Annotated in this window: 18 protein-coding genes and 1 tRNA gene; 7 read left to right on the top strand and 12 right to left on the bottom strand. The window is 71.1% G+C overall.

Annotated features, from left to right (window positions below):
- The first annotated feature begins 51 nt into the window (after positions 1-51).
- Together AB0I51_RS01010 and AB0I51_RS01005 are read left to right on the top strand one after the other, a co-directional pair.
- Positions 52-1,398, top strand: coding sequence for a VWA domain-containing protein (locus AB0I51_RS01010; RefSeq protein ID WP_362970066.1), 1,347 nt, complete (start codon positions 52-54; stop codon positions 1,396-1,398).
- Between the two features lie 41 nt (positions 1,399-1,439).
- Positions 1,440-3,275, top strand: a complete 1,836-nt coding sequence (locus AB0I51_RS01005; RefSeq protein ID WP_362970064.1) for an FHA domain-containing protein — start codon at positions 1,440-1,442, stop codon at positions 3,273-3,275.
- Between the two features lie 6 nt (positions 3,276-3,281).
- Here the strand turns inward: AB0I51_RS01005 and AB0I51_RS01000 are convergent, their stop codons facing one another.
- A complete protein-coding gene (locus tag AB0I51_RS01000; RefSeq protein ID WP_362970062.1) occupies positions 3,282-4,247 on the bottom strand; it encodes a methyltransferase domain-containing protein in 966 nt (321 codons plus the stop codon).
- 100 nt (positions 4,248-4,347) lie between these two features.
- Between AB0I51_RS01000 and AB0I51_RS00995 the strand changes: the two genes are divergently transcribed.
- Complete coding sequence (locus tag AB0I51_RS00995) at positions 4,348-4,752, top strand: globin (protein WP_317888034.1); 405 nt, start codon at positions 4,348-4,350, stop codon at positions 4,750-4,752.
- A 90-nt stretch (positions 4,753-4,842) separates the two neighbouring features.
- On the opposite strand, the gene AB0I51_RS00990 is transcribed toward AB0I51_RS00995, so the two are convergent.
- The 7 genes from AB0I51_RS00990 to AB0I51_RS00960 all read right to left on the bottom strand — a co-directional run bounded on the left by AB0I51_RS00990 (position 4,843) and on the right by AB0I51_RS00960 (position 13,682).
- Positions 4,843-5,511, bottom strand: coding sequence for a hypothetical protein (locus AB0I51_RS00990; protein WP_362970059.1), 669 nt, complete (start codon positions 5,509-5,511; stop codon positions 4,843-4,845).
- Positions 5,508-5,921, bottom strand: coding sequence for a thioesterase family protein (locus tag AB0I51_RS00985; RefSeq protein WP_362970057.1), 414 nt, complete (start codon positions 5,919-5,921; stop codon positions 5,508-5,510). Before AB0I51_RS00985 ends, AB0I51_RS00990 begins: the two co-directional genes overlap by 4 nt.
- 5 nt (positions 5,922-5,926) lie before the next feature.
- A complete protein-coding gene (gene ettA / locus AB0I51_RS00980) occupies positions 5,927-7,591 on the bottom strand; it encodes an energy-dependent translational throttle protein EttA (protein ID WP_362970055.1) in 1,665 nt (554 codons plus the stop codon).
- Positions 7,592-7,721: 130 nt separating this feature from the next.
- Positions 7,722-9,104 (bottom strand): Cys-Gln thioester bond-forming surface protein, encoded by a 1,383-nt coding sequence (locus AB0I51_RS00975; protein WP_362971105.1) that lies wholly within the window; start codon positions 9,102-9,104, stop codon positions 7,722-7,724.
- 323 nt (positions 9,105-9,427) lie between these two features.
- The gene (locus AB0I51_RS00970) at positions 9,428-9,910 is read right to left on the bottom strand and encodes a single-stranded DNA-binding protein (RefSeq protein WP_362970053.1); all 483 of its coding nucleotides are present in this window, start codon (positions 9,908-9,910) and stop codon (positions 9,428-9,430) included.
- 175 nt (positions 9,911-10,085) lie between these two features.
- Complete coding sequence (locus tag AB0I51_RS00965; RefSeq protein ID WP_362970051.1) at positions 10,086-12,071, bottom strand: YfjP family GTPase; 1,986 nt, start codon at positions 12,069-12,071, stop codon at positions 10,086-10,088.
- 3 nt (positions 12,072-12,074) lie between these two features.
- Positions 12,075-13,682, bottom strand: a complete 1,608-nt coding sequence (locus tag AB0I51_RS00960) for a dynamin family protein (protein WP_362970049.1) — start codon at positions 13,680-13,682, stop codon at positions 12,075-12,077.
- Between the two features lie 323 nt (positions 13,683-14,005).
- Here AB0I51_RS00960 and AB0I51_RS00955 point away from each other — a divergent pair.
- Positions 14,006-14,081 (top strand) — tRNA-Arg (locus AB0I51_RS00955).
- Positions 14,082-14,534: 453 nt separating this feature from the next.
- On the opposite strand, the gene AB0I51_RS00950 is transcribed toward AB0I51_RS00955, so the two are convergent.
- Positions 14,535-15,392 (bottom strand): inositol monophosphatase family protein, encoded by an 858-nt coding sequence (locus AB0I51_RS00950; RefSeq protein ID WP_362970047.1) that lies wholly within the window; start codon positions 15,390-15,392, stop codon positions 14,535-14,537.
- Between the two features lie 242 nt (positions 15,393-15,634).
- On the opposite strand from AB0I51_RS00950, the gene AB0I51_RS00945 reads away from it, so the two are divergent.
- On the top strand, positions 15,635-17,167 hold the full coding sequence (locus tag AB0I51_RS00945) for an APC family permease (protein WP_362970045.1): 1,533 nt from the start codon (positions 15,635-15,637) through the stop codon (positions 17,165-17,167).
- Positions 17,168-17,256: 89 nt separating this feature from the next.
- A complete protein-coding gene (locus AB0I51_RS00940) occupies positions 17,257-18,216 on the top strand; it encodes a D-2-hydroxyacid dehydrogenase family protein (protein ID WP_362970043.1) in 960 nt (319 codons plus the stop codon).
- A 31-nt stretch (positions 18,217-18,247) separates the two neighbouring features.
- Here the strand turns inward: AB0I51_RS00940 and AB0I51_RS00935 are convergent, their stop codons facing one another.
- Entirely contained in the window at positions 18,248-18,787 is a 540-nt protein-coding gene (locus tag AB0I51_RS00935; protein ID WP_362970041.1) for a DUF2087 domain-containing protein, read from the bottom strand.
- Between the two features lie 198 nt (positions 18,788-18,985).
- Here AB0I51_RS00935 and AB0I51_RS00930 point away from each other — a divergent pair, with 198 nt between their 5' ends.
- Positions 18,986-19,288 carry a chaplin gene (locus tag AB0I51_RS00930; RefSeq protein ID WP_362970039.1) on the top strand — a complete coding sequence of 101 codons (303 nt, stop codon included), beginning with the start codon at positions 18,986-18,988 and terminating at the stop codon, positions 19,286-19,288.
- Between the two features lie 96 nt (positions 19,289-19,384).
- On the opposite strand, the gene AB0I51_RS00925 is transcribed toward AB0I51_RS00930, so the two are convergent.
- Together AB0I51_RS00925 and AB0I51_RS00920 are read right to left on the bottom strand one after the other, a co-directional pair.
- Entirely contained in the window at positions 19,385-20,251 is an 867-nt protein-coding gene (locus tag AB0I51_RS00925) for a tyrosinase family protein (RefSeq protein ID WP_362970037.1), read from the bottom strand.
- The gene (locus AB0I51_RS00920) at positions 20,235-20,678 is read right to left on the bottom strand and encodes a tyrosinase family oxidase copper chaperone (protein ID WP_362970035.1); all 444 of its coding nucleotides are present in this window, start codon (positions 20,676-20,678) and stop codon (positions 20,235-20,237) included. The genes AB0I51_RS00925 and AB0I51_RS00920 overlap by 17 nt, the downstream gene beginning before the upstream one ends.
- Between the last annotated feature and the right edge of the window lie 6 nt (positions 20,679-20,684).

Below are 20,684 nucleotides of genomic sequence, written 5' to 3'. Positions count from 1 at the left end.
CATAGTCATCGCCCCATTCAGGTGGGGTATTTGAGGGGGATCAGAGTAGGCATGGCCAATTTTTCGAAGTCGAACGTGCCGCAGTTCTCGGTCGACGTGTACCAGAACGAGTACCTGCCCGAGGGCGGCCGGGAGGTCAACGCGATCGTCACCGTGACCTCGACCGGCGGCGGCACCGTGGGGAGCGCGGTCGCCGCGCCCCATCTGTACTCGCCGGGTCAGGGTCCGGACGCGGCCGTGGCGATCATGGTCGACTGCTCGGGCTCGATGGACTACCCGCCGACCAAGATGCGCAACGCCCGGGACGCCACCGCCGCCGCGATCGACACCCTGCGCGACGGGGTGCACTTCGCGGTGATCGGCGGCACGCATGTCGCCAAGGAGGTGTATCCGGGCGGCGGCGCGCTCGCGGTCGCCGACTCCAGGACCCGCGACCAGGCCAAGCAGGCGCTGCGCAAGCTGAGCGCGGGCGGCGGGACCGCGATCGGCACCTGGCTGCGCCTCGCCGACCGGTTGCTGTCCTCGGCGGACGTCTCCATAAGGCACGGCATCGTGCTCACCGACGGCCGCAACGAGCACGAGTCGCCGGAGGACCTGAAGGCCGCCCTCGACGCCTGCGCCGGACGCTTCACCTGTGACGCCCGCGGTGTCGGCACCGACTGGGAAGTGAAAGAAGTCACAGGGATCGCCTCCGCGCTGCTCGGCACCGCCGACATCGTCGCCGACCCGGCGAACCTCGCCGCCGACTTCACGAAGATGATGGAGACGGCGATGGGCAAGGAGGTCGCGGACGTCGCGCTGCGGCTGTGGACGCCGGTGGGCACTGCCATCAAGTTCGTCAAGCAAGTCGCGCCCCGGGTCGAGGAGTTGACCGACCGCCGCACCGAGACCGGCCCCCGCGCCGGGGACTACCCCACCGGGTCCTGGGGAGACGAGTCCCGTGACTACCACGTGTGCGTCGAGGTCCCCGAGGCCGGCATCGGCCAGGAGATGCTCGCCGCCCGCGTCTCGCTGGTCGTCCCGCAGCCCGACGGAACCACTCAGAACCTGGGCGCCCAGGGCCTGGTGAAGGCCGTGTGGACCGACGACATGGTGGCGTCCACGTCCATCAACCCGCAGGTCGCGCACTACACCGGCCAGGCCGAACTGGCACAAGTCATCCAACAAGGTCTCGATCTCCGCAAATCGGGCGATGTCGATGGAGCAACGGCCAAACTGGGACGGGCCGTTCAGCTCGCCAGCGTCTCCGGAAACGCGGATACTGCGAAACTGCTTGCGAAGGTGGTGGACGTGGTCGATGCCGCGGCGGGTACTGTGCGACTGAAGGCGAAGGTCGCGGAGGCCGACGAGATGACTCTCGAGACCCGGTCCACAAAGACTGTTCGTGTAAAGAAGTGACCTAGCTAGTACGACCCTGTGAGAAAGGGGGACGCGCCGACATGCCGACCTGCCCGAACGGACACCAGTCGGGTTCCGACGACTGGTGCGAGGTCTGCGGTCACCGCATGGCCGGTGCCGTACCCCCGCCCCCTCCACCGCCCCCCGGCGGCGGCTACGGCTTCCCGCCGCCCGCGCGCCCCGGCAACGGCCCGAGCGCCGAGGCCGAGCTCTGCCCGCAGTGCCGCACGCCCCGTGAGGGCGGTGCGCCCTTCTGCGAGGAGTGCCGGTGGAACTTCCTCACCAACACGGCGACGTCGTACACCCCGGCGGCCCCGCGCCCGTCGAACCCCGGCCCGAGCCCGGCGGCCCGCTTCCAGCAGCCGCCGCCCGGTCCGACGTACGGCGGTGACTCCTACGAGTACCAGGGCTCGCGCCCCTCACAGATGAACCGCCCCGCCGAGCCGATACCCCCCTTCGGCAGCGAGCCGACGAACCGGTCCGCGAGGCCGGGGGGTTCCGGTGGGTCCGGAGGCGCCGTCGGTCCCGGGGGTCCGAACGGCCCCGGTGGCTTCGGCAACGAGCGGCAGCAGGGTGGCCCCGGCGGCCCGCAGGGCTTCGGCGGCGAACGGCAGGGCGGCCCCAGTGGGCCTGGTGGGCAGGGTTCGCAGGGCTTCGGCAATGAGCGGCAGCAGGGTGGGCCCGGCGGCCCCGGCGGCTCGCAAGGTTTCGGCAACGAGCGGCAGGGTGCTCCCGGCAACCCGTCGGCCTTCGGCGAGCGCCCGGGCGGCCCCGGCAACCCGTCGGCCTTCGGCGGTGAGCGCCAGGGTGGCGGTCCCGCGCCCTTCGGTGGCAACGACCCGTCCGGTCCGCCGCGGCCGTTCGGCAACGAGCCCTCCGGCCCGCCTCCGCCCCCGCCCTTCGGCAACGAGGCGTCCGGTCGGCGGCCGTTCGGCAATGAGCAACCCCCGGGCCCCGGCGGCCAGTTCGGCAACGAGCGCCCCGGCCAGGGCGACTTCGGCGGTGGCCGCCACGGCGCGTTCGGCGGCGAGCGGCAGGGTGGCGGTCCCGGTGGCCCCGCTGGGGCGCAGGGCTTCGGTGGCGAACCGTCCGGTCCGCCGCGACCGTTCGGCAACGAGCCCTCGAACCCGCAGGGTCCCTCCAACTTCGGCCCCGACCCCTCGCGGCCGGTCCCGCCGCCAGGACCCACGCCCCCCGCGGGCCCGGGCCGGACCAGCGGCGCCCCGCAGGCCTTCCAGCAGTCCGCCCCGCCGGCCCCGCCCGGGTTCCCGCAGGAGACGAGCCGTCCGCAGCAGAGCGGCCCGTCCTTCGGCGGCGGTGACGACGACTGGGTGATCTCCCCGCCGGCCCCCGGCTCCCCAGGTGGCCCCGGAGGTCCCGGCGGTCCCGGACAGGGCGGTGGCGGCTACGGCTACCCGCAGCCCGGTTCCACCCAGGCCCCGCCCCCGCCCCGCCCGGCGTACCAGCAGCCGACGACGTGGATGGCGACGATCGGCCCGGACCGCGACTACTTCATGGCGATGATGCAGCGCTCGGGCCCGGAGGCCGCGGGTCTCAACCTGCCCGCGTACTCCCCCGAGCAGCAGCGCCAGCTCACCGGCAACCAGATCACCATCGGCCGCCGCCGGCACTCCACCGGCGAGTCCCCCGACATCGATCTGTCGGTGCCGCCGGAGGACCCGGGCGTCTCGCACCAGCACGCCGTACTGGTCCAGCAGCCCGACGGCAGCTGGGCGGTCGTCGACCAGAACTCGACGAACGGTACGACGGTCAACGGCGGCGAGGAACCGATCCAGCCCTTCGTCCCGGTGCCGTTGCAGGACGGGGACCGGGTGCACGTCGGCGCGTGGACGACGATCACGGTCCGCCGGGGCTGAGACCGGTCAGCGGAGGGGCCAGCTGTACGGCCCCTCCGGATCGTCCAGCCACGCCCGCACCCGGCCGTCGGCGACCGTGACGCCGTAGCGCTCGCGCCCGGGCCGCAGTTCGCGCTCCCACAGGTCGTGGGCGTCCTGCGGGTCGAGGGTGCCTTGGGTGAGGGTGAGCAGGAAGCGGAAGAGTTCGTGGTCGCCGGACCGGTGCGGGATCTCGTCCGCCGGGGCGGGCCCGGTGCCGCGCAGGGGCACGAAGTACGCGGCCGTGTCCAGGAAGCTGCCCTCGGCGTGCTCCGCGTCCCGCACGGTGAGTGCGATCAGTCCGGTGGCGAGCGGGGCCAGGATCCGGGCGCCGGGGCTGCACTGGGCGAGCCAGGCGGGCGGCACCGACGGCAGGGCGCAGGTCGCGATGATCCGGTCGTAGGGAGCGTGTTCCGGGACTCCGCGGGCGCCGTCGCCGGTGACGACGGTCGGACGGTACCCGGCGTCGGCGAGGTGAGCGCGCGCGGACTCCGTGATCTCCGGTTCCAGGTCGACGGTGGTCACCAGGCCGTCGCCGAGTCGGTGGGCGAGCAGCGCCGCGTTGTAGCCGGTGCCCGCGCCGATCTCCAGCACCCGGCAGCCGTCCGTCACCCCCAGCTCGACGAGCATCCTGGCCATCAGCGAGGGCTGGCTGCTGGACGACACCAGTTCTCCGTCGCGCAGCCGGGTGGCCAGCGGGGCGTCGGCGTAGACCCCGCGCAGCCAGCGCTCCCGGACGCGCGGGTCGGGGCTCCCGCTCCACAGCCGCTCGTAGCCGCCGGCGGCACCGACGTAGTAGTACGGCACGAAGAGATGCCGCGGCACCGCCTCGAACACCGCCCGCCACCCCGGGTCCGCGTCCCACGCCCCGCTCAGCCCGATCACCCGCACCAGCTCCGCCCGTGCGGAGCCGGCCGCGGCGTCCAGATCCCTGCCGAGAGCGTGCGCGCCCATACATCCACTGTCCTGCGGTACGGCCGGGGAGGCGAGCGGTCCGCTTGGGCAAGGTCCTAGGTCCGAAGTCCTCCGCCACGCCGTCTGAGACCATGGGAGCGTGAAAGAGATTCGGCGCGGCACGCTTCAGGAGCAGACCTTCTACGAGCAGGTCGGCGGGGAGGAGACCTTCCGTCGGCTCGTTCACCGTTTCTACGAGGGTGTCGCCGAGGACCCGCTGCTGAAGCCCATGTATCCCGAGGAGGACCTGGGCCCGGCCGAGGAGCGCCTGACCCTCTTCCTGATCCAGTACTGGGGCGGTCCCACGACGTACAGCGACAACCGCGGCCACCCGCGGCTGCGCATGCGCCACGCCCCGTTCCAGGTCGACCGGGCCGCGCACGACGCCTGGCTGAAGCACATGCGGGTCGCCGTCGACGAACTCGGCCTGTCCGAGGAACACGAGCACACGCTGTGGAACTACCTGACGTACGCCGCCGCTTCGATGGTGAACACAGAGGGCTGAGCACGGCAGGCTGAACGCCGGGGGGCTGAGGCGGGGGGGCTGAGGCGGGGGCTGAACGCCCTTCGCCGCGCGAGGAGTTGAACGGCGCGCTCAGCGTACGCTGACGCCGAGTGCGCCAACTCCTGCCCGGCGTACGGCGATCGAGCCGTAGGGCGTGCGCAGCCGCAGCCAGGCGCCGGACGAGAAGAGGCCCGGCTCCCCGCCGGGGCGCAGGAATCCGAGCGACTGGGCGGCGTGCACCGCGCGCACCGGCAGCGAGGTGTCGCCGACCGACCTGGACCAGATCTCCCGCCCTATGCGGTCGAGTTCGGTGCGGGTACGGCCCTCGGGCGCCAACTCCTGCGTACGCGACCGGAATTCGGCGACCCCGGCGGCGATCATCCCGCGCAGCGCCTGCGGTCCCGGCAGCCCGGACTCGGGGGCCCAGCCGCCGCGCGGCGGCAGCACCCCGGCCCACGGCGGGCCGGTCACCGCGGCCGGTACCCGGGCCGTGGCCGCCGACTCGTCGAGGGATTCCAGGAGTTCACCGGCGGAGACGGTCACGTCGAGCGTGGCGTCGAGGCCGTTCTCGTACGGCTTGGCGAGGCGCACCGCGCGGATGGCGAGCACCTCGAAGGACGGCGGACGCCCGAAGACGGCGAGGGCCGTACCGGCCACCTGGAGGCGGACGGCGGCGCCGCGGTCGTAGTGGAGCAGCCGGGAGAGGAAGGCCGCGAGATCCGCCGCCTCCCCTTCGTCGGCGAGGTGGAGAACCGTCATGCGGCGACGGCCTCCTCCTCGGTGTCGTCCCGGTACCCCTCCAGGAACTCCCGTTCCTCGGCGGTGATCCGGCGCGGTCGCTGGGCCTCGAAGTCGAACGGCACGACGACCGTCGAGGCCCGTACGTAGATCAGGTCCTCGTCCTTCACCTCGTAGGTGATGGTGAAGGACGCGGCCCTGATCTCGGTGATCCACAGCTCGATGTCGACCGGGTGGTGCCGGTGGACGAGCTGGCGTTTGTAGTCGATCTCGTGGCGCGCCACCACCGACCCCTGCTTGAAATCCTTTTCCGGGCGGAACAGGAAGTCGATGCGGGCTTCTTCCAGGTAGCGGATGAAGACCGCGTTGTTGACGTGGCCGTACGCGTCCATGTCCGACCAGCGCAGCGGGCAGCGGTAGATGTGGCGCAAGAAGATCAGCCCCGGGTCAGCTTCTTGTAGGTGGCGCGGTGCGGACGCGCGGCGTCCGGGCCGAGCCGCTCGACCTTGTTCTTCTCGTACGACTCGAAGTTGCCCTCGAACCAGAACCACTTGGAGTCACCCTCGTAGGCGAGGATGTGCGTGGCGACCCGGTCCAGGAACCACCGGTCGTGGGAGACGACCACGGCCGCACCCGGGAACTCCAGCAGCGCGTTCTCCAGCGAGCCCAGGGTCTCGACGTCGAGGTCGTTCGTCGGCTCGTCGAGGAGGAGCAGGTTGCCGCCCTGCTTGAGGGTGAGCGCGAGGTTGAGGCGGTTGCGCTCACCGCCGGAGAGGACGCCGGCCGGCTTCTGCTGGTCGGGGCCCTTGAAGCCGAACGCGGAGACGTAGGCACGGGAGGGCATCTCGACCTGGCCGACGTTGATGTAGTCCAGCTCGTCCGAGACGACGGCCCACAGCGACTTCTTGGGGTCGATGTTCTCGCGGCTCTGGTCGACGTAGGAGATCTTGACGGTGTCGCCGACCTTGATGGATCCGGAGTCCGGCGTCTCCAGCCCCTGGATCATCTTGAAGAGGGTCGTCTTGCCGGCGCCGTTCGGGCCGATGACACCGACGATGCCGTTGCGCGGCAGGGTGAAGGAGAGGTCGTCGATGAGGACCTTGTCGCCGAAGGCCTTGGAGAGGTTGCTGACCTCGACGACGATGGAGCCCAGGCGCGGGCCCGGCGGGATCTGGATCTCCTCGAAGTCCAGCTTCCGCATCTTGTCCGCCTCGGCGGCCATCTCCTCGTAGCGGGACAGACGCGCCTTGGACTTGGCCTGGCGTCCCTTGGCGTTGGAGCGGACCCAGTCCAGCTCTTCCTTCAGCCGCTTGGCGCGCTTGGCGTCCTTCTGGCCCTCGACCTTGAGGCGGGAGGCCTTCTTGTCGAGGTAGGTGGAGTAGTTGCCCTCGTAGGGGTGGGCGCGGCCGCGGTCGAGTTCGAGGATCCACTCGGCGACGTTGTCCAGGAAGTACCGGTCGTGGGTGACGGCTACGACGGTGCCGGGGTACTTCGCGAGGTGCTGCTCCAGCCACTGGACGGACTCGGCGTCCAGGTGGTTGGTGGGTTCGTCGAGCAGCAGCAGGTCGGGGGCTTCGAGGAGCAGCTTGCAGAGCGCGACGCGGCGGCGCTCACCACCGGAGAGGTTGGTGACGGGCCAGTCGCCGGGCGGGCAGCCCAGGGCGTCCATGGCCTGCTCCAGCTGGGTGTCCAGGTCCCACGCGTTGGCGTGGTCGAGGTCCTCCTGGAGCTTGCCCATCTCGTCGAGCAGGGCGTCGGAGTAGTCGGTCGCCATCAGCTCGGCGACCTCGTTGAAACGCTTGAGCTTGCCCATGATCTCGGCGGCGCCGTCCTGCACGTTCTCCAGGACCGTCTTCGACTCGTCGAGCGGGGGCTCCTGGAGCAGCATGCCGACGCTGTAGCCCGGCGACAGGAAGGCGTCGCCGTTGGAGGGCTGCTCAAGGCCCGCCATGATCTTGAGAACGGTGGACTTACCGGCACCGTTAGGTCCGACCACACCGATCTTCGCGCCGGGCAGGAAGCTCAGCGTCACATCGTCAAGGATGACCTTGTCGCCGTGCGCCTTGCGCGTCTTGCGCATGGTGTAGATGTACTCAGCCAAGAGAAACCGTCCGGCAGCTTGAAATCTGGAGTGGGCAGATGTAGTCCATACTGCCTGACCCCTGCCCCTCGGGGGAAACGCGTATGGACAAGGGGGCTGTGAGCTGGGGCTTGGCCGTCTGCCGTACCGCTCAGCCCTGCTGCCCGGGCTTGCGGTCCCGCAGCAGGATCAGAGCCGTGGCACCGATGCCGACCAGGCCGAGGGCGACGACCGTGATCATCGGGGTGATGGCCGAGCCGCCCGTCTCGGCGAGGTTGGTGTCGGCGGCGGTGCCGCCCACCGTGGCGGGGCTGGGCTCGCTGAGCGTCTGCGTCACGGCGCCGCCCGCGTCGCTCTGCGTCCGGCAGTCGAGGACTCCGGCGAACCGCTTCTCGTAGCCGTGCGGCGCCGTGATCGTGAAGTCGTACGCCTGGTCCTCCTGGAGCGGGATCGTCACCGTCTGGGAGTCCCCGGCGTCGATACCGTGCTCGACTCCCATGAGAGCGAAGGTGAACGTCTCGTCGCCCTCGTTGGCCGCCGTGATGTCCACACTGCCCGCGACGCAGTTCTTCCGCGCCGACAGTGCCGGTGCGGCCCCCGTCTTCGCCCAGTCCGCGTCGACGGCGGCGGAGACCGTCGACTCGCTGGAACCGGCGAGGATCTGCGTCTGGCTCCTGTTCTCGGAGGTGAAGGCCCGGCCGACGGGCACGGTGGTGGAGGCCTGCACGGTCAGCTCGGCCGACCCGGCCGCCGCGTCCTCGGGGATGTCGAAGAACACCTGGCTGCCGTCCGCCGCGGACGTGACGGCCTTGCCGTCCTTGTCGACGATCCGCACCCCGGTGGTGGCGGCGTCCGCGGGCGGTGTCACCGTCACCGCGTTCGCGTTGGTGTGCACGGTGACCGGGCCGAGCCGCTCGCCGGGGTGGCCGGAGACCGCGGACGGGTCGAGGATCAGCGAGGCCTGCGGCTCCGCCACGTCACGCGCGCTCTTCTGCAGATAGTCCGCGAGCTTCTCGGCCTGCGGGTCGACCGCGTCGACGTCGGCGCCGTCCGAGTAGCGCCAGATGGCCACCTGGGTGCCGGCCGCCGCGTCGCTCTCGGTCAGGCCCTTGGTGCCGGCCTTCGCGGAGAGCGCCGCAAGGTCGTTCACCTGCGGGTAGGAGTGCTGCAGGATCCAACTGATCTTGCCCGCGCTCTTGTTGGCGGCCAGCGACGTGCCGCTCCACGCGGTCTCGTGGTACTTGGCGTCGCGCTGGGTGGGGTTCTGGAGATCGACGCAGTACGTCTGCAGGGTGCCGCCGCCGTCCACGGACATCTCGAACAGGCCCGCGGAGACCTGCACATCGCTGCCGCCGGCGCCGTGGATCACGGCGTCGCCGTACGTCTTGAGCCCGCCTATCGTGGCCGTCGCCCCGCCCTGGGTCTGCGGTGTCTCGTCGGCGACGGCCGAGCCCGCGCCGGCCAGCACCCCGGCGGCGACGAGTCCGCACGCCCAGGTCGCGGCGACGAAGCGCACGGCGCCCCGGCCGCGCAGTGACAGCGCGGAGAAGACAGACAACGCAGATGACACGGAATTCCCCTTCGAGCAGGACCCATGGGCGTGGGGGGCGTGGCGTGGTCCCACCAGCAGAATCTGTAGCGCCGAGAGCTGTGCCCGAGCTATGTCCGGCATCCTAGGGACGCGGGCGCACCACGTTCTCCAGTCGGGTGATCGGATAACCGTTCCGAATCGGAATCGTTATCACCAAGATCACCGCGAGCGCGGCTTATCGACAAATCCACCGAGTCATTCGGAGCGCATTCATCGATAAGCCATGGAAAAGCCGTAGTTCGATCAGCTCGGGGCATTCACTGACATCACGTCACCGCGACGGGCTCGGCCTGTCGCTGCCGGTCCTGTTGCTCGGAGACGTCGGCGGAATCCCCCGCCGGGGTCTCCCACTCGGGCTCGGGCCTGGACGAAGAGGCCGCCGTGTCCGGCCTGTTGGCCCGCCGGAAGGCCGAGGTGCCGCGCGCCAGGTCGTGGCCGATCGCCACCGCGTCGAGGTCCGTCCAGGACCGGTTCGGCTGCCCCTCACGCGCCTCCTCGCGCACCCTCAACCGACCCTGGACGACGACCGGGTCACCGACCGTCAGCGATGCCGCCACGTTGGTGGCCAGCTGTCGATTGGCCCACACCGTGAAGAAGTTGGTGTGGCCGTCCGTCCATGCGCTCTTCTCGCGGTCCCAGTAGCGCGAGGTCACCGCCAGCCTGAACCGCGCCGACGGTCCCGCCGCCAACTCCCGGTACACCGGCGGTGTCGCCACGTTGCCCACCGCGCAGACCATGGTCTCGTTCATCGCGCATCCCTCCCTCACCCGGCCGCGCGGCCGGGCGGAAAACGCGTACGGGCCCGTCCCGTACGGCTGCAGTCAGACTGCCTCCGCCGAGCCGGGCCCGCTGAGCCCTGTGCACCGCCGCCCACCTGTGGAAAACCTCATCACCCGGACGAGCGAACGACGTTCGGACCGAGGTTCACCCGGCCCCGACGCCGGCCCCCGTGACCCGCGCGTACTGCTCCCGCACCTCCCGGTACCGCAACAGCTCGGCGGCCAGCGGATCGAGCACCCGCGCCCGTCCACAGCCGGCCGCGGCCTCCCGCAATCGCCGCTCCGCGTCGAGGCCGTAGCGCCTGGCGGGTCCGCGGGCCGCCATCCGGCAGCTCCACTCGACGAGCGGGCCGCCGATGATGCCGGCCACCATCAGCAGCACCGGCACCCCCAGGTTCGGCGCCATGAACCCGATGATCTGGCCCAACAGCCAGAGCCCGCCGACGACTTGAAGGATCGTCATGGACGCCTGCGCCAGTACGGCAGCCGGCCACCACCCCGGCCGCGGCGGGCGCCCCACCGGCAGCCCGGCCCGCGCCGCCAGCTCGTCCAGCGCCTCGGGCAGCCCCTGCGCCCCGCGTACGGCCGCCTCCCGCACCGCCTGCGCCCAGGGCGCCGGGAGCCCGCCGGAGGCCCGGTCGGCGACCGTACGGACCGCCTGTTCGACGCGCTGGCGTGCCGTGGCCTCCTCGTCCGGCTGGGCGCGGACGGGCAGTCGGCCGGTAGTCGGTTCGCGCCGGTCGTTGTACCAGCGCCACAGCCGCAGCCAGGGCGTGCCGCAGGCCCGGTTGGCGTTGCGCAGCCACGCGCGTTCGGCCGCCTCGCCCGCCGCGGTGGCGCCCACCGAGTCCGCGAGCCGCGCGGCGAACTCGTCCCGCGCCTCCTCGCTGAGCCCGGTGCGCCGCCCCGTGGCGTAGACGGGCCGCAGCCGCCACGCCGCCGCGTCGACATCGGCTGAAATTCGCCGTGCGGCGGCTCCACGATCCGCCACGAACTGGCCCAGAACCTCGCGCAGTTCGGGGATGCCGTCGCCGGTGAGCGCGGACAGGGACAGCACGGTCGCGCCGGGTTCGCCGTACTCCCCCAGGGCGATCCCGTCCTCGTCGAGCAGCCGCCGCAGATCGTCGAGGACCTGGTCGGCGGCCTCCCCGGGGAGCCGGTCGATCTGGTTGAGGACGACGAACATGACCTCCGCGTGGCCCGCCATCGGCCGCAAGTAGCGTTCATGGAGGATCGCGTCGGCGTACTTCTCCGGGTCGACGACCCAGATGACCGCGTCGACGAGCGCCAGCACCCGGTCGACCTGCTCGCGGTGCGCGACGGCCGCCGAGTCGTGGTCGGGCAGGTCCACCAGGACGAGCCCGCGCAACTGGGCCTCCATCTCGGCGCTCTGCAGGGGGCGCCTGCGCAGGCGCCCCGGGATGCCGAGCCGGTCGATGAGGGTGGCCGCGCCGTCGCTCCAGCTGCACGCGATGGGCGCGGCGGTGGTCGGCCGTCGTACGCCCGTCTCCGAAATGGCCACTCCGGCGAGCGCGTTGAAGAGCTGCGACTTGCCACTGCCGGTGGCGCCCGCGATGGCGACCACGGTGTGCTGCCCGGAGAGCCTGCGGCGCGCGGCGGCCTCGTCGAGCACCCGCCCCGCCTCCGCCAGGGTCCCGCTGTCGAGCCGGGTCCTGGAGAGCCCCACCAGTTCGCGCAACGCGTCGAGACGGGACCGCAGCGGCCCGTCGTACGCCAACGGGGCCGGAACATGGGCGGTGTGGTGCGCGGTGTGCGCCGCCTGCGCCCTGGAGGCCCTGATCTCCACGGCTGCGGCCTGCTGCGCGGCGTTGGCCTCGTTGACCCGCCGCGCGATGAGCCCGTCGTCCCAGGAACCGGTCGATTCCTCGGAGTCCGTGGGGTTCGCCGGGTCTACGGCCGCCTCGGATTCCGTACGACCGGAGGTGTCGGCCCGCACGCGCGCGTGGTCGCCGGTGTCCTCCTGGTCGACGTTTTCCTGTGCGGCCTCTACGGGAGAGGGGTTTTCAAGGCGCTTGTCCTTGGCGTCCGCATCACGGCCGTTGCCGGCATGATCGGCGTGGTCGGCGTGGTCCATCTCGTCCGTGTGGTCCTGGTCAGTGACGGCAGTCACCGGTCACCTCTCCTTCTGCAGTACGGACAGCGCGGCGATGAGTTCGGCCTGGGGTTCGGGGTGCACTTCGAGGGCGTCGAGCGGGGCGAGCCGCCGTTCGCGCTCGGTGTGCACGACCCGGTCCAAGTGGTCGTTGAGCAGCCGCCCGGCCCGGTCGCGCAGCCGCAGCGCCCCGTGGGCGCCGATCCGCTCGGCGAGCCCCTCCCCCGCGGACCGCGCCCTGCGGCCGCCCAGCAGCGCGGTGGCGACGAGGGCGGCGACCACCTCGGGATCGGGGGCGATGCTCCGGTCGAGGTCGGCGACCTCCTCCTCGGCGTACTCCTCCAGCTCGCGCCGCCACCGCCGTACGGCCATCCCGATGCGGTGCTCGGCGCTCTCCGGCGAGGGATCGCGGTCGGTGAGTTCGGGGGCGTCCGCGGCCGGTTCGCGGCGCCAGGCGTCGTCGACGCGTTCGTCGGCGGCCGTGACGGCGCACAGCAGCAGTGCGGCGAGGCTTTCGGCGAGGGCGTCGAGGAGTTCGCCGGCGGAGCAGTCGAGCGGGAAGGCGCGCCAGCGCTTCAACGCGTCCCCGGCGAGCACGGCCCCGCCCTGCAAACGGCCCCGCACGCGCGCGTGCTCGCTGTCGTAGGCCCCGTCGACGGCGGCCGTGAGCCGCAGGGCGGCGGCGTACTGGGCGGCGGCGGCACCGGCCAGCTCGGGCATCCGCGACTTGAGCGAGTCGAGGACGCCGTAGGCCGTGCGCGCCATCGACTGGTGCCGGGCCCCGGGATCCTGCGCCTGCTGCACGAGCCAACTCCGCAGTGTCGCCACGGCGCTGGCCGGGAGCAGGCCCCCGCCCCAGGCGGACTCGGGGAGTTCGGGCACCGTGAAGCGCGGTACGTCGCCGAGCCCGGCCTTGGCGAGCAGGGCGCCGTACTGCCTGGACACCTCGGACACCACCTGGTGGGGCACCCGGTCGAGGACGGTCACCAGGGTCGCGTTGTGCTCCTTGGCCGAGCGCAGCAGGTGCCAGGGCACGGCGTCGGCGTAGCGGGCGGCCGTGGTGACCATCACCCAGATGTCGGCCGCGCAGATCAGTTCGGCGGCCAGCACCCTGTTGTCGGCGACCAGGGAGTCGATGTCGGGCGCGTCCAGGAGGGCGATTCCGCGCGGGAGGGAGTCGGCGGTCTCGACCCGCAGCACGCGCGTACCGTCCTCACCCGGGAGGAGCAACTCGTCCCCCGGGTCCTGATGGGGTACCCACACGCGCGTGAGGTCGGGCAGCACCCGCATCCCGCTGAACCAGTGATGGTCTTCCGGATGGCAGACGAGCACCGGTGTGCGGGTCGTCGGCCGCAGCACGCCGGCCTCGCTGACCCGGCGCCCCACAAGGGAGTTGACGAGCGTCGACTTGCCCGCGCCGGTGGAGCCGCCGACCACTGCCAGCAGGGGCGCTTCGGGCTCTTTCAGGCGGGGCACCAGATAGTCGTCGAGCTGGGCTAGCAGTTCGTCGCGGTTGGCACGCGCGCGTGGAGCCCCCGCCAGGGGCAGCGGGAAGCGTGCGGCGGCGACACGGTCGCGCAGGGCGGAGAGTGCGTCGAGCAGCTGAGGCCGTACGTCCAAGGTCACCACATGTGAAGAATGCCCAATTTTGGGGGAATTCTGAAGCATATGAGCATGTCTGCGCGCCGACAGAACACAACGGACGGAAGGGACGACTGGGGCAAGGGCACAGTCCAGGCATAACGAGTGCACAACACCCGTGGCGCGGGGCACCAAATGCGATGCACGATTCGTACCTGCCTGCGATTATCAGGACCGCTTCACTGAACCTCCACATCGAGCCACGGAGGGGAAGCAACAGGGACAAGGACCCGGGAGCCCTATCCTTGTCCCCGGCAACGTCACGGACCGGCCCACACCCGGGCACACCACGACCGAGGCCACCACACCCGGCCCCCGTAGCTCAGTGGATAGAGCAGGCGCCTTCTAAGCGCTTGGCCGCAGGTTCGAGTCCTGCCGGGGGCGCCATTGAGTCTCCGACCCTCATACATCGGTCGGTTGGATCATCGACGGCCGAATGAACCAGTTCCCGTGCCCTCCGGAAGCCCTCGTCGTGCGCACCGACTTGTCGACGGACGATGCCTGGGACGCTGTCCGGGAGTCGCTGCTCCCGCCCGGTGAGGACGGTTTCCTGCCCAACGTCGCACTCGTCGACGACCGGCAGTACGAGGGTTTGACGCCCGACCGGACCCTCGCTGGGCTTCGCCCTCCGGACGGCGACCGACTGCGTGGCCCGCGGCGCGGTCCGCCGCCACCGCCGCAAGGCTCTCCTGAACCACCCCCGCGCCGGGCCGAGTTGTGGAGCGTCGAGGTTGTGGAACGTCGAGAACAATCTCTCGGGCGCGAACATGGACTTCGCCGAGTTCGCCGACGCCGTCGACGACGACGCCGTGTTCCGAGGGTTCCGAGGGAGCGGACAGTTCAGTCGGCGGTCGCCGCGATGTCCAGGAGTTGCCGGTGGAGTCCGGGGCGGGCGAACAGCGCGGCTCCGGTGTCGGTCCGGTACTGGCCGGTGAGGTCGCTGAAGGTGCCGCCGGCTTCCTGGACGATGGGGATCAGCGGGGCGATGTCCCAGGGGCCCGCCCCCAGCAGGAGGAAGGCATCCAGCCGACCGGTCGCGACCAGGAGGGCGCCGTGGCAGGTGCCGGATCCGGCGGACGGTTTGCGAGGCGCCGGCGCGGCGGGGTGCGCCGCGGTCCAGTCGAGCGGCGGCAGGACCCGCGAGACGGCCCGGGCCAGTCTCGCGGCCACGCGGCGTTCCTGCCGGTTCAGTCTGGACGGAGGCGGCCAGATGCCGATGGCTGCGTCCTGGGCGCTTCCGCCTTCGGTGAGGACCAACCGGTATGCCGTTGCGGCCGGGTCGGAGGGGCGCGACCCCGTCCACGAGCCCGAGTCCGGGCCGGCCCACCACCGACGGCCCAGGACAGGGGCGGAGACCATGCCCACGGTGACGCGGCCGTCCTCCTCGACAGCGATCAGTGTGCTCCACTCCGGTTCACCGGCGAGGAAGCTCGCAGTCCCGTCGATGGCGTCGACGATCCAGCGCCTTCTGCCATGCCCGTGGGAGCCGAACTCCTCACCGATGAACGCGTCGTCGGGACACTCCTGGCGGATCAAGGAGCGAAGGACGAGTTCGATCTCCCGGTCGGCGTCGGTGACCGGGCTCCCGTCGCTCTTGGTCCGGGATTCGACGGCCGCGGCTGAGAAGTAGCGCCGGGCAATGACATCCGCCCGGTCGGCGAGGCGGTGCGCCAGCACCAGGTCCGCCGAGTCCGTCACGAGGCCCCCTTCCGTCCGTGGTCCACCGGCGCGTCTCCGAGGACCCCTACCCCGATCACCCCCACGTTTCCCCCCGGTTTCCGTTACGTCCGGATGGATACGTAATGGTCAAGACTTGACCCCGAACGCTTGTGTGGTTCCCCATGGGCACCGATCATTGGCCGAATCCCGCCCATCCTCCGCTCATCCTCCGCCCACCCCGTCCCCCGCCCCCTCTCCCCCGAAACCCGCAGGAGCCCCCGGTGGCCGCTGGTCAGACAGCCTTTGAGCCGGCCGACGCGCCGGCCGCAGCGCAGACGGAGCGGCAGAAGCTGCGCAAGCACTTCGGCCGTTTCGACATCCTCTTCTTCCTTCTCTGCACCATCGTCGGCGTGGACACGATCGGCACCGTCGCCAGCAACGGCGCCGAGGCGTTCACCTGGCTCATCGTGCTGGCCGTGGTGTTCTTCATCCCCTCCGCGCTGCTCGTCGCCGAACTCGGCGCCGCCTTCCCCGACGAGGGCGGCCCCTACATCTGGACCAGCCGCGCCTTCGGCCGCCTCGCGGGCGCCGTCAACAACTTCCTGTACTGGATCACCAACCCGGTGTGGCTCGGCGGCACCCTCGCCGTCTCCGCCGTCACGGCGTACACCACCTTCTTCAACGACGGCAAGGACCTGAGCACCCCGGCCTTCTACGTCTTCGCCCTCGTCTTCATCTGGGTCGGCGTCCTCGCCGCGATCCTCTCCTTCGACGTCGGCAAGTGGATCCCCACCATCGGCGCCTGGAGCCGCTTCGTCCTCCTCGGCCTCTTCACGATCACGGTCGTCGTCTACGGCATCCAGCACGGCCTGCACGGATTCGGCGCCGGTGACTTCTCCCCGACGTACACCGGCTTCGTGCTCCTCGTGCCCGTCCTGATGTTCAACTACGTCGGCTTCGAACTGCCCAACACCGCGGGCGACGAGATGACCGACGCCCAGAAGGACGTGCCGTACGCGATCTTCCGCAGCGCCGCCCTGTCCGTGGTCCTCTACGCACTGCCCATCCTCGGCATCCTGCTCGTCCTCCCGGTCAAGGCCATCACCGGCCTCGGCGGCTTCCTCGACGCGATCCGCCAGGTCTTCACCGTCTACGGCGGTGACGTGGCCGCCGACGGCACCGTCACCAGCAGCGGCGCGGGCACGGTGCTCGGGGACATCGCGGCGGTGCTGTTCATCCTCACCGTGCTGTCCTCCGGCGTCACCTGGGTCATGGGCTCCGACCGCGCCCTCGCCGTCTCCGGCTACGACGGCGCCGCGCCCCGCTTCCTCGGCGTGATCTCCAGCCGGTTCGGCACACCGGTCCGGGTCAACATCCTCAGCGGACTGGTCTCCACCCTGGTCCTGGTCCTGGCCCACCAGCTCACCAACGGCAGCGCGGCCAAGCTCTTCGGCGCCGTCCTCGGCCTCGCCATCTCCACCACCCTCATCAGCTACCTGGGCATCTTCCCGGCCCTCGCGGTACTGCGCCGCAAGGCCCCGGACGTCCCCCGCCCCTACAAGGCGCCCGCCCCCATCCTGATCAGCGTGGTGCTCACCCTGCTCATCGTGTTCGCGAGTGTGCAGCTGATCGCCCCGGGAGCCGGTGACCACTGGTTCGGCGCCGAATACCTCCCGGACGGCTGGACCCACGCCGAACGCGGGAAGTACCTCCTGACGGAGGCCGTACCACTCGCCGCGTTCGTCCTCCTCGGCGTCCTCTTCTGGGCCCTGGGCAAGCCGACCCGCACGGCGATCTCGCTCACCAAGGAGTAAGGAGTAAGGAGTAGCGTTCCAGTCGATCACCGGGAACCAGGAACCCGGAACCCGGAACCCGGACTCGACACAAAAGGAACCGAACCCCCGTGCACCTGCGCTGTGTTGTCCTCGACGACTTTCAGAACGTGGCGACCGAACTCGCCGACTGGTCGCCGGTCCAGGACGCGGTGGAGGTCGTCAGCCTGCGTGAACACCTCGACGGCGAGGGCGAGTTGGCCACCGCCCTCGCCACCGCCGACATCGTGGTCACCCTGCGCGAACGTGTCTCCTTCCCCGCCTCGCTGTTCGCCCGCCTCCCCCGGCTGAAGCTGCTCGTCGCCTCCGGAATGCGCAACACGGTCATCGACTACGCCGCCGCCGAGGCGCACGGCGTCACCGTGTGCGGTACGGCCAGTTCCTCGGCCCCGCCCGTCGAACTGACCTGGGCGCTGCTGCTCGGCCTGGCCCGGGGCATCGTCGAGGAGAGCAACTCCCTTCGCGCGGGCGGCCCTTGGCAGCAGACGGTCGGCGCCGACCTGCACGGCCGCACCCTCGGACTGCTCGGACTCGGGAAGATCGGCAGCCGGGTGGCCGCGATCGGGCTCGCCTTCGGCATGCGCGTCACGGCCTGGAGCCAGCACCTCACCAAGGAGCGCGCGGACGAGATCGGGGTACAACTCGCCGCGTCCAAGGAGGAGTTGCTCGTGGAGAGCGACTTCGTCTCGGTCCATCTGGCCCTCGGCGACCGCACCCGCAGGCTCCTCGGCCCCGCCGAACTCGCCCTCCTCAAGCCGACCGCGTACCTGATCAACACCTCGCGCGCGGCGATCGTCGACCAGGACGCCCTGCTCGCCGCACTGCACGAGGGCCGTATCGCGGGCGCCGGCATCGACGTCTTCGACATCGAGCCCCTCCCCGCCGACCACCCGATGCGCACGGCACCGCGGCTGCTCGCGACACCCCACCTCGGCTATGTGTCGCAAGCCAACTACACGACGTACTACGGCCAGGCCGTCGAGAACATCCGGGCCTACCTGGCGGGTTCACCCGTGCGGCAGCTGCCGTAGAGCCGGGCGCCCGTACGGCGGCTGCCGCAGGTCACGCCTCGATGCGCTGGTAGATGCCGTCGCCCCGCCGCAGATGGTGCAGGTCCACCAGGTAGCGGCGGAGCGTCACATGGTCGACCTCGCCCTCGTCGCACCAGGCGCGCAGCTTCTCGTTGACGGTCCGCTCGGGGTATTCGACGCCAGGGGCGAAGGTCTGCTCGGCGATGTGCTGGAGCACCACCTGCTTGCGGGTCCACTGGGCGGGCAGGCGGACCAGCCGGCCGCCTTGGACGAAGGTCCGCAGGATCATGTCGGTGTGCTCGTCGCCGGTGACCGGCCCGTCCTCGGCGGGCTCCTCGCCCTCGCGCGCGAGGTTCCTGAACAGGTCGTAGTCGACGCGGAGTTCGCCGTCGTCCATGGTTTTCACCACGCCCTGCTCGCGCAGCTTCAGCAGGGCCAGGGCCGTCCCCTTCGGGGTCAGGCCGGCCACCTCGGCGACCTGCTCGGAGGTCTCCGCGCCCAGGGCCACCGCCGCGAAGGCACGTACGCGGTTCTGCTCGGCGAACAGACGGAACAGTTGGTCGGTTGCCATGGCGGGAGGCTAATCGACGCACAGCCGCCGGGAACACCGAATTTCCTGCCGTCGAACATCCACTCCCGGCGCTCGAAGTCCTGTTCAAAACGGGTGATCTCCCCGTCGGCGCCGTTACCAGGCCTGGGCCGCCGCGTTGAACCCGAAGTGCGGCGGCGAGTCCTGCCGCCGCACTCATCGAAACCAAAGGAGAACGTGATGTCTCGCATCGCGAAGGCGGCCGTGGTCGCTCTCGGCACGGGCGCCGTGGCGCTCGGCGGCGCCGGTCTGGCCATGGCGGACGCGGGTGCGCAGGGTGCGGCCGTCGGTTCGCCCGGCGTCCTGTCGGGCAACGTCGTGCAGGTGCCGGTGCACATCCCGGTCAACGTCTGCGGCAACACCGTCAGCGTGATCGGCCTGCTGAACCCGGCCTTCGGCAACACCTGCGCCAACGTGAGCGACCACGGCAAGGGCGGTCACCCCGGCCCGGGCGGCTACGGCGACAACGGCTACGGCCACTGATTCGACCGCACGCGCGGACGGACGGACGTACGCGAAGAGCCCCGGCACCTCAGGCGCCGGGGCTCTCCCCGTGTCTCCTGCTCGCTGCCCCGCCGGTCAGGCGTACCGGTAGATCCTGCTCACGTCCTCCAGCTGCTCCGGTGTCACGTCCCACGGCGGCATCCGCTGCTGCCGTGCCACGATCCGCCCCTCCTGGTCGTCGTCCGGCCCGGGCGGCTTCGCCGGCAGATAGCGGGCGCCGCGATGCCGGTTCTGCCACCGCGACCACTGGAGGTCGATGAAGGCGTGGTGGAGCCAGAAGACCGGGTCGTTGACGGAGGCGCCGCCGAGCATCACGCCACCGACCCACTTGTGGACCCGGTTGTGGTTGCGCCAGGACGCGCTGCCCGACCCGGTGCCCCAGCCTTCGAGCCGGTTGCGGAACCCGGTGCGGGAGGTCGAGTCCCAGGGCGCGGTGTCGTAGACGGGATCGGCGAGCGCCGAGTTCAGGTCGCTCTTCGTCGGCAGCGCGATCGGGGCGCCGGCCCGGCCGAGGTCCCGGGTGAGGTACGGCTCGTCGGTGATCCCCTCCTTGATCTCCCAGTTGCCCGCCGCGTAGGCGAACGGCCCGGTCGTCACCTGGTGGTCGGAGCGCCGCCCGGTGCCGCCGAGCAGGTCCTTCGTCCAGGGCAGGGCGGTCGCGGAGCGGTCCCGCGTCCAGTCCCAGTAGGGCACCGTCACCGAGGAGTCGACCCGGCGCAGCGCCCGCTCCAGATCCAGCAGGAACTGCCGGTGCCAGGGCAGAAAGGAGGGCGCCATGTGCGCGGAGCGCAGTCCGTACTCCCCGTCGGGCACGAAGTACTCGATGTGCGTGCGCACGAACTCGTCGTACTCGCCCCGCCGTTTGATCTCCAGCATCGCCGCCACGAACCGCCGCTTCTCGCCCGCGGTGAGTGTGCTGACGTCCTTACGCGTGTACGCCATGGTCTCCCCCCATGTGCATCTGCTCCATCGGACCGTCCGCCTCGCGCAGTTCGCGGCCGGGGCTCAACTCGTCGACGGCGGCGCGGGTCGCCTCCAGCGCGGTGGGATACGAGCGGTAGTGGTCGACCATGCTCAGCCAGGTGCCGTCGGCCCGCCGCATGAGATGCAGCGGCCGCCCGTCGACCGTCACCTGCCAACTGCCCTTCAGCACACCGTGAATACGACGTCCCCGGTACGTCTCGTCGAAGGCGGTGTCCCCGGCGTCCTCACCGGAGCGGGTGGGCCGGGAGGCGGCGACGACCGGTACCAGCGCCACCGCGAGCACGGCACCGAACGCCCCGCGCAGCGCCTCCCGCCGCGTCCTGCGCACCGACCCGGGTCTGACCGGCTCCCGGCCCACGGATACTCCACCGACGCTCACGCTCATGGCCCA

Origin of the sequence: Streptomyces sp. NPDC050549, from assembly GCF_040655035.1 — a bacterium.
Lineage (GTDB): Bacteria > Actinomycetota > Actinomycetes > Streptomycetales > Streptomycetaceae > Streptomyces.
This window is presented reverse-complemented; position numbering and strand designations above follow the sequence as displayed.